Source organism: Flavobacterium nackdongense, from assembly GCF_004355225.1.
Taxonomy (GTDB): domain Bacteria; phylum Bacteroidota; class Bacteroidia; order Flavobacteriales; family Flavobacteriaceae; genus Flavobacterium; species Flavobacterium nackdongense.
Genome location: NZ_CP037933.1, coordinates 3,329,483 through 3,342,009, shown reverse-complemented (window position 1 = coordinate 3,342,009; position 12,527 = coordinate 3,329,483). Strand labels below are relative to the sequence as shown.

Below are 12,527 nucleotides of genomic sequence, written 5' to 3'. Positions count from 1 at the left end.
AATTTTAAAGTAATTTACTTGCTTGTTTTATATTTTCTTTTACACCTTTTGTAATATTGTATGTTAGTGAAAGAAAAAATCCTGCTTGATATGATTTTGTACTTACATTCTCTAATGTAAAAGCATTAGGTACTATGTCACCTACCTTATAACTACTATTAAGTGTTGGTAAGCTTTTAAACGAGACTCCTGTAGTTACCGCCACTCTTTCATATTTTCCAATTATTATACTCGGACCAACAAAAAAATTATCAAAAGCTATGGTTCCTTCATCAGCACTAATTCCTAAGCCAACACTAAGCCCGTAAGTCCAATTTGATGCTGACCGCAAGCTAGTAGTAAATAAACCCACGAATGACGGGGTAAATCCTACAGTGTTTTTTTCTACGATTACATTTTCATTTTTTGAATTAACCTGCATATCATAAAAATTATCTTTGTTATGATAACTTCCAGCACATCCTAAACTCAAATCTAAACGCAAACCATATTTGGTAAATTCTTTATGAGAAAATTTACGTTCATTAAAAAATAAAGATTGGTCTTTGTCATTTTTTTTGATATCTACTTTAAATATAACAATATCCTGTGTTGGCTGAATAGGTTCAGAAACATATTCGAATAATTGTGTTTTATCTTGATTAAGAATCAAAAATCTATGTATTTGGATTATATCTTGTCTTACTTTTTCATACTTTAACAAATCTATTTGTTGTTTTAATGAATTCACCTCAATGTTTTGATTGTCAATTATACTGAAAAGTTTTATGCTCCCACCAAAATTAGTATTTCTTGCAATTTCAGGATTACTTTTTATTGAAGTATATAAATTTTGAAATCGTCTGTACAACATATCAAAATCACTAAAAATATTTTTATTTTTATTAAAATCAGTAAAAATAGAGTCTAAAAGTATTTGTTTATCATCAACCATTTGCTTGGTTAATAGGGGGTCATTAATCATTGCTCTGATTTTTAAATAATCGTTGCATAATGAAATCATTTTTTGATGTTTTTGTAAAATTTCCAGATAAATTTCTGTAAGATTTTTTTGTGCTTCAAAATGAAAGGGAAATTCTTCTTCTAGTTTTTTAGGTATTTTAATTTCATTCATTTTAGTATTTGAACTACTATTTGGGTCTTTGGCTATTTCTGATAATTTTTCATTTATCTCATTTGAGAGGTCTTTTTGAAAATTGTTCATTCCTTTAACAATATCCGAAGATTTACTTTTCTCAATAAAATCTTCTTTGTTTACAGGAACTACAGCTGCGGGAGAAGCCGTATTTTTCGCAATTATTGCAATTTCTTTTTTTGTGTTTTCAATATCTTGTTTTTTTAATAAGTCTTCTAAACCACTTAAGTCCGAATAACCAATAATTGAATCCGAAGCTTTTATATTGACACTATATGCTAATCTGTTTATGTTTGTGATTTTAAAAACAACTGGATTGCTCACTTTTATCTTTAAGTTGTTTTTCAGAAAAGTTCCAGTTTGAAAATCATACTCCACAACATAAGTATTTGTAAGTTTTGGGTCAACTTTACGATTTATATTATCTTGTGCGAAACTCTTTCCTACAAGAAAAAAGAGCATTAGTAGTATTTTTGTGTTTTTCATAATATTTAATTTTTTGTTAAGTATTTTTTCAAAATTCAGTAAGTTCTTTTGGGCTTATTTATAATAATTAAATGTTCTAATTTTCCTTTTAAAAAAGAGTCAATTAATTATTAGATCTATCGATTATTACTACATTTAATTCGCTTTATTCATATTTACATTGAACGATATTTGCATAAAACTCCATTTGTCAACTTGGGTTAATTGAATATGGATATAGTATGCAATTTCATTTGGATTAACTGCCGATTTGGGCACAGAAATGGTAAAATATGTATCTTTAAAAGTATAGTATTTACCATATTTCACAGCTTCACTTTTCATTTCTTCAAAATCTTTTTTCATTTCATCAGTCTTATTCTTCGCCGTTTTGAGGTTGTAAGTAATACTTGTAACAATACCAGATTCATTAATTACATAGTTGGCTGGACCATTAGGATAATAGCCACTAACCGATAGTGGTGTTCCAGTATGCCTAAGTACAACCATCATATTTTTATTTTCAATCCTATCCCATTTGTAGTTTTTTATTTCTGTATTATTAGAAAGAAATTCTTCTTCTGTTAAATTTGTTTTCCATTTATATTTTTCATATTTCGTTTGAATTTCTTCAATCATTGATTTAATTAAATTTTTATTATCTGTTTCGATCTGTTCTGCTTTACGTTGTTGTTCTTTCCAAATTTCAAAATCTTGGCTTGTTTGTGGATAATTTTTTAAAGCTTTATCAATTTTATAAACTTCTCTATACTTATCCTCGATGTTTGATAAATTTTGATATTGATTTAAATATTTTTTTGTTAAACTTCTAGTATTCACTATAACACTAAAGCTCTTTACAGTCTTTTTTTCAATCATATCAAATTGTGCAACAATTTTCAAGTATAATATTTTAGGATTTGTAGATTTTAATATCCTTTCAGCTTCATTTAACTTACTAATTGTAAGCTCGTAGTCCCCTACCGCGTAAGCTTCTTCTGCTTCACTAAACTTTAATTTAGCGATTGCATTTTGCCCCAATGTGAATTGTGATGTTACTATTAGTACGAATGTCAGTAATATTTTTTTCATTTTTTGTAGAATTTAATTGTTATTAATTATTCCAAAAATCATCAGTTTTTACTTTTACAGGTGTTGCCTTAACTTGTTTTGTTACTGATTTTTTATTAATTTTTTTTACTCCATGACTTGAATTTTCCCAAAAGTCATCCGTTTCATTTGTAGATTTTTTTGTTTTTTTACTGGTGTCATCATTCCAATTATCATCGGTAGATATAGATTCTTTGGCTTTCCCTTTATAAGTAAATGAAGTAATTGTGAATTCCAATTTTTCCAAAGCTTGTTTGAAGATTAAATAATCCGCATCGGCTTCACTTTTGCTTTTGTAATACCCATTTAAAACTACATCGGCAGATTTTAAAACTGTTGAAAGCTCTTTCTTTATATTTGCTGTGTAAGGCCAAGTGCCGTCATTGTATTTAGCAACCGGAAATACATCACATAAGCTTATTTTGGGCGTTGTTGTTTCCAAAGCTGATCTGTCTGCACTAAATGCAAAATAATAGATAATGTCCTCTTCAATATTGCTAGATGAAAGTGGTAGTTTTACATCTTTAATACTTGTAATATAATTGGTTTGCAGTTTAATTTTTTGCTCTTTTTGTTGACGAATTTGAGCTGCAATTTGATTCTGTTCTTCTCTTTTTTGTGCTTCATAGGCTTCTTTTCTTCTTCTTTCTTCTCCTAGTTCAGTCAATATTCCAGCAACTAAACCAACTCCTTGTGTAACCAACTGCGTTGTAAGTTCTGATTTAGAATAAGTAGGTGTGTTCGCAGGAATTCCTAGTTTAGCATATTGTGATTCTAAACTAGGAATACCAGAGGTAGTTTCAGTGCTTGAAGATTCATTTGTTGAAGAAGATCCTGAAGGTATTGTTAAGCCAAGTTCAGTTACTTTGTCATTTGAAGTTCTACCCTGAGATTTTCCAGCTGACATTCCTCCGCCAGTAATCTCTTTTTCAATTGTAGTCTGATAGTCACTATCCATCATATAACTGACATCAATTTCAACATTTTTAATGGATAAAGCTCCGTTGTTGAATAGTTTATACCCTTCGTCTCTTACAGCTTGTTTATATCCTTCGCCATTGGCTAAACCCTGTAGTTCTGCCCAGCCAATAGTAGTATTATCAGTCATTCTTTTAACAAAATTTCTATTAACATATAAATCAAAAGACACTCCGCTAAGCCTCATACTATTTTTTAATTTACCTAGAACATTTGCAGGAATTTGTGAAGCAGGTATTTCTCTTTGCCTAATTTTAATACTATTGACTTTTTTATCATAGGCTACAGATAAGAATGAAACTCCTCCTGCTGATGTAGATCCTTGTATTCCTAATTTGATATCGACATCAATGCCTTCCCAACTATTTTCAGGAGCAGTTCGATATGACAATGTACCTGAAAAACTCACTTGACCTAACATACTTATTTGTGCTAGCATTAAAAATAGGAGTAAAGTAATTTTTTTCATAATCTTATATTTTAAAAATTTTAACGAAATTAGAACAAACAAATCTCTAAAAAATACTTCTTTTGGAGTATTTTTTAATGAAAAAGCTTAAATAAGTCCCTGCAGAATGCAGTTTTTAATGAGTTGCGCGGTGTTTTTGGTATCGGATTTTGCAAGTATATTGCTTCGGTGTTTTTTTACAGTCAAGGCTCTAATGAAAAGTTTTTCGGCTATTTCGACATTACTCAATCCGTTGCTGAGGAGCTTTATGATGTCAATTTCTCTTTTAGAAAATTCGTGGTTTTCCTTATTTTGTTCATCACGGCTCAGATTCATAAAGGAAGGCACACCGTTTAGATCTATAAACGATATTTTGTAAGTGTTCAAATTACCCAAGTGATCAATGCGTGTGTGGATATTGAGCGATTTCCCCAATCCTCCGTTATCATCCAATGAAAGCATAAGTGACTGATTTTTGAATAAGGTATATTCTCCATTTTGCACTCGAAATCGAAAACTGTAGCTTGTCTTATCCCTTAACATTTTTTCATACTCCACTTTGTTATAAAAAAAATCAGTTGCAATCGCTTCTGCTTTTGCAACAAAATCAACATCATCGGGATGAATAGCCCCTAGTATATCATTAAAAGAAATCGTTTTAGAATCAAATCCATGAATTTCGGCTATTGATGGACTAATATGAGAAAGGGTCATATCAAAAAAATCCATAATATAAAAATAAAAGTAACCCGTGCTAATAATCGAATTAGTAAGTTCATCAGAAGAAATTTGATAAGAAATGCTATCCTTTGCTATTCTATTGGGATTCAAAACATTATATAAATTTTGCATTTATGGAAGCATAAGTTGCTGTTTGTTTAGCAAATTAACATAAAAAATGCGAAAACAACGTAAAAAAAACATCAATTCGCAAAAAAAATTGACAGGCAATCTAATCCAAACTTTAACACACTTAGTGCTCTACTGCCATGTTGTTTTGATGTATTTTATTGATATTCTATGCTAAATAGTAGCCAATTTTGTAGCACCATGCAAATGCAATCATCTTTATTGAGAACATTTTTCTAATCGTTCTAAAGCAGTTAAATGCGTGGCTCTTCTATATAAAATCCACTGCTTTTTGAAACTCTAAAAACACTTTCGATTTACCAAGGTCGCTTGTAATACACCATTGATTACTCTGGTTTGTTGAATGAAACTATAATAAAAAATTCCACTTTTCCATCTCTGTCAATTGTTTTACTTTCAGAGAAATAATATCGCTATTTATGTAGCTCTACTTTTCTCGAATGGTGCTAAAATTCACCAACTTTCAATTTATTAAACAACCAAGAGGTTTTTACTCCTGCTTGATTCTGGTAGGAACTAATTTTAAAATTATTTCTGATTCGGATTTAATATCGAATATTTTCATTGTTCAAAAACTCCAACCATTCGCTACCTATGAATCCCCTCGCGACTAATAAGCAATCAATATTTTATATTCCAAACCAATCAATATATTCCTTAATCAAATCAATTCGTTACTCTGTATCTGCTGTACCAAGTTTGTCTAACATTTGAACATCAACAGAAACTCTACATTTTTATAACTTACACCCAATAGTAATATACTGATGTCCTTATGCCAAATTTCCAATTTGTTCGGTTTAAAACCAGTACCAAATCCTCCTTGAATGGCAATAAGTTGAATTTCAGGACCAAAACTGTCTTCATCTGAAGATCAAAATTCTTTATAAAATCTCTGGACCCTCCTCTGAGAACTGTTTTCATCTGATTTTACGTCAGATCCAGAGGCAAGTCGATCATAATTAATTGCCGTTATTTGGCACAAAGCCGTTATGTATAAATAAATGTGTTTACCCTTGCTAAATTGAATCCTTCTTTAAAATGACTTTGTAATACTATTAATAACGATATATCATTACTTGCTGGACTATTATTCTTCATTAGAAAAATTATGTAGTAATAATTAATTAATACAATGAATTTCAACTTTTTATCCTAATTTAACACTGCTTATTTTACCGATTTCCAATCAAATATATTTTATTTCATCTACTATTAAAAAAAAGTCAAATCATAATTTTTTTGATTTATCGATTTTTTAGAATACAAACCTATATTTATCTAATTACCAATTTAGTACACAAATTGGCCTCTACTTTTACAGTATGCGATACTGTATATGTAGGTGGAGTTGGTCCCGACAAAGGCTTTAAAGGGTATACCTTACCCACCACTACATAAGTTCCTACTGCAACTTCCTTTGTGTAGCAATACGTAGCACCACAAGATGGTGCAGAGGTATAATGTCCTCCATATACAGTGCCAGTAGATCCATCGATATCAACATAAATGCCATTAAAATTATATTTAAAACCATATGCAGGTACATCGGACCATACCATAATGGTCCCTTTTCCGGATGTCGTCGATCCGCCGCCACCACAAGAATAATTTGATGCTGCGACATATTGGGTTGGATTATTTGTAGTGACAGCTTGATTTGGAACTCCTACAATCAAAAGTCCATTTGTAAATAATAACGGAAATTCAATTACATCGCTCCCAATAGTAAAAGTCATTGATGGTTTCGAAGAATTAAAAGTTCCAATTGTTTCTTTACCCCCAGAACACGCTTTAGCTGTAGCACCAGATAATGATAGATAGGCTTTTCCAATACCATCATTTCTACTCCAATAGTTGCCAGTTGGCTTACTACCATTATAAATACTAGTGCTTGTTCCAGTTCCAGTTGTTCCAGTTCCAGTTCCAGTTGTTCCAGTTCCAGTCGTTCCAGTTCCAGTCCCTGTAGTGCCAATTATATCTGTCTGGTCCCCCTCTAAGTCTTCTGCAAAATTGTCGCAAGAATGTATAGCGAATGCTAAAAACATAAAAAGTATTAATTTGATTTTTTTCATAATTTATAACATTAAAATTATTACCTACTCTATTACAGATTTTCGGTTATCTCTGTGGATTTTTTTATATTTTTTTTATTTGTTTCTTTTTACAACTTGCTAAAAAGAGTAAAAACCTTAAGCTAGAAAGAATTTATTTTTTCACAAACTTACTTGTAAATTTATCTTTTCCAGAAAACGCCTCAATTATATAAAGTCCTGCAGCAAGATTTTCCACATTTACTTGACTTACATTTTGATTTTGCTGCATCACCATTTTTCCATTACTATCGACAATAACAATTTTGTCAATTGTTAGGTCATTTGAAATTGCGAGATTTAGTTTTGAAGTAGTCGGATTTGGAAACACTAGAATAGTAGTTTTGGGTATTTCAAGCTGTTCATTAGATAAAACTATATTATTATTGTAATTATAGGTTGTTCTACTATTTGGTTTGAAACTACTTGATACAGTATCAAAATAATACTGAGTTGAAGACAGTAACTTATTTACATAAGGAAAACTTTCAAAAAGGTAATCTAATCCTGTTTTATCTTTAAAAGGATGTGCAAAACTTGCCATTAAACTTAAGTTATCATAATCATACTCCTCTTTGTAAGTAGTAGAACTATAGATACTAGTATTACGAATTCGGTTACCATTTGCATCAAATAAATAAGCAGTATTTACCCGTAAAGACCAAGCTCCGTCAATCCAATTTTCCCCCTGATAAGAAGTAATTTTGTTATTGTAATAGGAATAAGTACTTCTATAATCTTTTTGAAATGGAACACCAACACGTGTTTCGGTAATACTACTAGTTAGTTGATTACCGGAATAGAAAAAATATTCACGATCATCCAGTATCCATTGTGTACCATCCCACGAATGTCCTAAACCAGCATTTAATAAATTATTACTATCGTATCCAAATATAAATTTCCCATCATTAACCCATTGTGAATTTTCCCATTTTTGGAATAGTTTTTCAGTTATTTTCCCTCCTACATAATCGCTATAAGTATAAATTTCTTTTTGGGGTTTTTCAAATTGTTTTGTTACATTATTCCATTCCTGGTACAATACTTCTGTAACTTTATTATTAGCATCATAAGTATAGTTCGTTTTGTCTTCTATTACCCACTCAACATAGTTCCAAAATAAGAATGTTTCCGAAATTAAATTATTGTTACTGTCATATTCATAATTGTGACCTGCGTACTTTTGCCAACTACTTCCATTATAATTTTCGATAATGCTTGACAATAATTTGTTTTGTGCTTGTGATGTAATTGTAAAAACGATTAGTGATAATAAGGTAATTTTTTTCATATTGAATGTTTTAATTGGTTGTTATTTTTCTTTTCTACGATTGCGAATTGTTACTATAATTTTTTCCGTCTAAATAAGCTGCAACTACTACAATCCTTTTGCAAGGTTGGTATACTCATATAAAAACTACTTATTAAGTTAAGCTACATTTTTGAGATTAATTGGGTAATTAAATTTTTTAATAATTGCATAATTCATTTCTAATCCATCTTTTTTCTAAATTTCTTTTGTGACCAGAAAAGGCATTTTGTCTGAAATATATTCCAAACAATGTGGGTGTAATTTTTCATCAATAACATATCTTAAAAATTTTACAGATTCTGAATAAACGCTCTTGAGCTAATTATTATAACTGTTATAATTATGAATCTAGAAATAACTAAAGTAAAACTACATAAAATCCCCTCCCTCTTAAAAACAATTAAGGGAACGGTATAAAACAACTAGGGAGCGGTCGTATTTAGAAGTTTTTTAAGGTAAAATGGTTACTTTAATGGTAACTCTATGTCCTTTTCGATCTTGGTTTGGGAATACCGATTCTTGTATTATACAGAATACGTTTTCAGGATAGGATTGTTGCAGAATTTCAATTCTTTCTAAAATTATGTTTATCCCTTTAGAAATATGATTTTTTTTCCTAAGTATATAGTTATCAATCCCGAAACCATTATCTATTACTTCAATAGTCAGAAGTTGGTCTACAAGAAAAATATTGAGTGTAATTATTCCGTCCTGCTCCCTTAGATGAGAAATTCCGTGAAGTATGGCATTTTCTATAAATGGCTGTACTATCATATTAGGTATTTTTGTTGTGGAAATATCAATATTTTCATCTATATGAAATTGGAATTCAAAATTATTGAACCGAAGCTGTTCTAATTCTATATAAAGTTTTAATCTAATGATCTCTTCTTCCAAAGTTATAAACGAACTCGAAGCTTGCATCAGAAACAATCGAGCCAAACGAGCCAATTTGCCAAGATAATCACTACTTTTTTGAATTTGATTACTATTGATAAAATACTGAATCGAACTTAGGGAATTGAATAGGAAATGAGGATTCATTAATGCCGTCAAAGCATTTTGACGCAATTCGACTATCTTATTGTTTATTGCCATTTCTTGCTGTTGTTTCCTTTTAATTCTGGCAATTTGAAACTGATATATGCAATATAAAATTCCTAATAACACTACAATCATTATGCCTATAAACCACCATTTAAGATAAAAAGGAAATGCTCTGTTTATTGTAATGGTTTTTATGGTCCAATCGGAATTAACATCTTTTACCCGAATGGTAATACTATGATTTCCATAAGACTGTATAGGAAAACTAATACTGTTGCCATTAGCAATAGCCCACGAAGAATTATCTGTTTTGTACTGAACCAATTTGTTTTTTGCAGAATAAAAATTTTGAATTTCTAATAGTAAATCAACATTATCGTCATTGGTAGGAATCTTAATAGTACTAACTCTCCGTCCTTTAAAAACGACATTTAAAAAAGGAGACACAGCCTTTGCAGTTATAATTTCATTGTTTACTTTAGCTAAACCATCGTCTGTGGCTACAAATAAACTATTTTGAAACAAAGCCACATTATTGACATCATTACTTGGCAAAAAATTAAATTTGTTCAGAACTCGATTTCCGGCTTTGCTTATTTTGAATAAACCATTACTAGTACACAAATATTTGTCCTGACCAATTAGTTTGATTTTCTTAATATTTTGAAGTTCAACACCGTTAATTCGAGTAATACTATCTATTATTTTCTCATTGAAAGCCTTATAAATGACATTGTTGGCAGCAATCCACATCGTGTCACCTATGAAAGTAAAATCTTTAATAAATCCTTTAATTTTAAATTTTAATTCTCTTTTTGAATATATAAAATTATCGTCAAAAGTCCGTACATTTATTTTTTGCTTATTACTGAAATAGTATTCTTTTTTATAATAGATAACCTTATCTATCTTCTCTTTTACTCGAATTTTATTTTCTATATAGCGATCCTTATAAAGCAAATTCTTTTTTTGGCGAATTACAATTCCTGACATTCCAAATAACGAAAAATATTTTTCACCTTCTTTTTTAATAAATTGTTTACCTAATAGGCGTGGTAACGATTCCAAGTTTTTATCAGAAGTCAACATTTTATAATATGGAAAATAGTAAATAGGATTATTATCAATATTATCAATTTTAAAAGGAAGTTCAGTTTTCTCCAATAAACTAAGTTGTTGATTTTTGTATAAATACAAGCTAAAATTTGTTGCAACATATAACGCTTGTTTATCAAAAGCGGTTGCAAAACTGGTAAAATTATTTACCCTATTTTTAAAATAAATGGCTTCAATTAAACTGCTAGGAATACAAAACAATCCTTTTTGATTTGTCCCAATCCAAAGACGTCCCTTTGAATCACAGAACAAAAAGTTAATATTTTCATCCGTACTAAGCCCTAATGATTCTTGCTCACTTATCCATTGGTTATTTTTCAATACAAACAAACCTTTGCCTTGAATATTAAGCCAACAATTTTCCTGCTGATCCACTACAAAATCATATTTGTAAAATCGCTTTTCAGAAAGGGGCTGTGGCAATTTTACAGTATTTAAAATTGTTCCTTTAAAATCAACAATAAATAAATTAAATTCATCCAAAACACACACATTGTCTTTTCTGAAAATCACTTTATGCAGTAATTTCACTTTTTTTGAAAGCGGTATTTTGTGCTGTTTATAAAATATATAATTGTCTTTAAAGAGAATATCTTCGCCATTTTGAGCTAAGGCTGGAGCTGCCATTTTTTTTGTTTTTATAAGCGTATCGGCATTAATTTTCAGCCCTTTTTGCTTAAATAATTCAATATTAGTATATCCATTACTTTTATTTAATACTTGGGTTGTATATAGAAAAAGACTCCTTTTAGTGCTAAGGATTTGATTGTAGTAGTCACAAAAAATAGTAGTATTGACTATTTTGTTATTTTGCAGTTTCTGAAGCTTTCCTCCATAATTTATAAACCAAATTGTTCCATCAGCATCATTTGCAACAGCTACAATATATGAATTTATTAAACCGTCTTTTACATTCCAGGTTTTGAACTCATTTCCGTCAAAGAAAGTCAAACCATTGTCTGTTCCCAAAATAATATTTCCTGCTTTATCCTCTGTGATGCCATAAATGGTGTTGGACGGCAACCCATCATCTGTAGTAAAATGAAAGTTTTTGTAATGCTCCTGAGCGATTCCAAATGAAAACCAAAAAACAAAAATAGAAAGCAACAAGACCTTCTTCATAATGATTTGTTTTTTAGATAATCATTTAAATTTTTATAATTTCTTCTAGAAATAGGAAGCTGGGTTCTCTCTTTTAATGTGAGTACATAAGTCTCCTTTGACTCAATTTTATCTATAAATTTTAAATTCACAATATAGGATTTATGAATTCTGAAAAAACCTTCACCCAATAGTTCTTCAAAATATTTTAGTGTTTTTGAGACCGTAATTTTTTTATTTTTGGTCAGATATACCGTAGTAAGGTTGTCAAACCCTTTCAAATAAATAATTTGATCCAATTCAATAATTGATTTACCTCCTTCATAGTTTATAGTTAAGACCTTTTTTGCAGCATTCCTTTTTTGGGAAACAATGATATTTGAAACTTTATTGATGGCAATCTCTAATTCCTCCAAAATAATAGGCTTTAGAATATAATCAACAGCGCCTGCTTTTATAGCTTTTATAGCAAACTCTTCATGGGCTGTAATAAAAATTATTTGAAAATCTTGATTCGGAAAATATTTCAATAAATCAAAACCATCAGCAATAGGCATAGAAATGTCCAAAAAAAGTAAATCTATGTGGTTTTTTTCTAAAAAATATTTTGCATCGGCAACATTTTGAAATAAAGCTTTTATCTCAATTTTAGGAAAATTCTTTTTTAGGATTATTTCTAAATTTTTAAGATTTAAAATTTCATCATCCACAACTATTGCTTTTATTACCATAATTACTTTTTAAATAGTTAAAAGTCCTGCATAATAAAATTAATTTTAACCCCACGGGTATTAATATTAAAAATCATACCATGTTTATACCAAATATCCTAATGTGAGCCAGTGCAAA

Annotated in this window: 8 protein-coding genes; all 8 read right to left on the bottom strand. The window is 29.8% G+C overall.

Annotation, left to right across the window (positions count from 1 at the left end):
• Positions 1-4 precede the first annotated feature (4 nt).
• On the bottom strand, positions 5-1,621 hold the full coding sequence (locus E1750_RS14275) for a hypothetical protein (protein ID WP_133277430.1): 1,617 nt from the start codon (positions 1,619-1,621) through the stop codon (positions 5-7).
• 135 nt (positions 1,622-1,756) lie between these two features.
• Entirely contained in the window at positions 1,757-2,692 is a 936-nt protein-coding gene (locus E1750_RS14270; protein WP_133277429.1) for a hypothetical protein, read from the bottom strand.
• Positions 2,693-2,714: 22 nt separating this feature from the next.
• Positions 2,715-4,157 (bottom strand): hypothetical protein, encoded by a 1,443-nt coding sequence (locus E1750_RS14265; RefSeq protein ID WP_133277428.1) that lies wholly within the window; start codon positions 4,155-4,157, stop codon positions 2,715-2,717.
• Positions 4,158-4,244: 87 nt separating this feature from the next.
• Entirely contained in the window at positions 4,245-4,988 is a 744-nt protein-coding gene (locus E1750_RS14260) for a LuxR C-terminal-related transcriptional regulator (protein WP_227873901.1), read from the bottom strand.
• Positions 4,989-6,283: 1,295 nt separating this feature from the next.
• Positions 6,284-7,081, bottom strand: coding sequence for a hypothetical protein (locus tag E1750_RS14255; RefSeq protein WP_133277427.1), 798 nt, complete (start codon positions 7,079-7,081; stop codon positions 6,284-6,286).
• 133 nt (positions 7,082-7,214) lie between these two features.
• Complete coding sequence (locus E1750_RS14250; RefSeq protein WP_133277426.1) at positions 7,215-8,393, bottom strand: T9SS type A sorting domain-containing protein; 1,179 nt, start codon at positions 8,391-8,393, stop codon at positions 7,215-7,217.
• Positions 8,394-8,864: 471 nt separating this feature from the next.
• Positions 8,865-11,699 (bottom strand): sensor histidine kinase, encoded by a 2,835-nt coding sequence (locus E1750_RS14245; RefSeq protein WP_133277425.1) that lies wholly within the window; start codon positions 11,697-11,699, stop codon positions 8,865-8,867.
• Positions 11,696-12,409, bottom strand: coding sequence for a LytR/AlgR family response regulator transcription factor (locus E1750_RS14240; RefSeq protein ID WP_133277424.1), 714 nt, complete (start codon positions 12,407-12,409; stop codon positions 11,696-11,698). Before E1750_RS14240 ends, E1750_RS14245 begins: the two co-directional genes overlap by 4 nt.
• Positions 12,410-12,527 lie beyond the last annotated feature (118 nt).

Bases quoted from the DNA above. Each gene is read 5' to 3' on its own strand.
- E1750_RS14275 (WP_133277430.1), bottom strand. From the start codon at position 1,621: ATGAAAAACACAAAAATACTACTAATGCTCTTTTTTCTTGTAGGAAAG.
- E1750_RS14270 (WP_133277429.1), bottom strand. From the start codon at position 2,692: ATGAAAAAAATATTACTGACATTCGTACTAATAGTAACATCACAATTC.
- E1750_RS14265 (WP_133277428.1), bottom strand. From the start codon at position 4,157: ATGAAAAAAATTACTTTACTCCTATTTTTAATGCTAGCACAAATAAGT.
- E1750_RS14260 (WP_227873901.1), bottom strand. From the start codon at position 4,988: ATGCAAAATTTATATAATGTTTTGAATCCCAATAGAATAGCAAAGGAT.
- E1750_RS14255 (WP_133277427.1), bottom strand. From the start codon at position 7,081: ATGAAAAAAATCAAATTAATACTTTTTATGTTTTTAGCATTCGCTATA.
- E1750_RS14250 (WP_133277426.1), bottom strand. From the start codon at position 8,393: ATGAAAAAAATTACCTTATTATCACTAATCGTTTTTACAATTACATCA.
- E1750_RS14245 (WP_133277425.1), bottom strand. From the start codon at position 11,699: ATGAAGAAGGTCTTGTTGCTTTCTATTTTTGTTTTTTGGTTTTCATTT.
- E1750_RS14240 (WP_133277424.1), bottom strand. From the start codon at position 12,409: ATGGTAATAAAAGCAATAGTTGTGGATGATGAAATTTTAAATCTTAAA.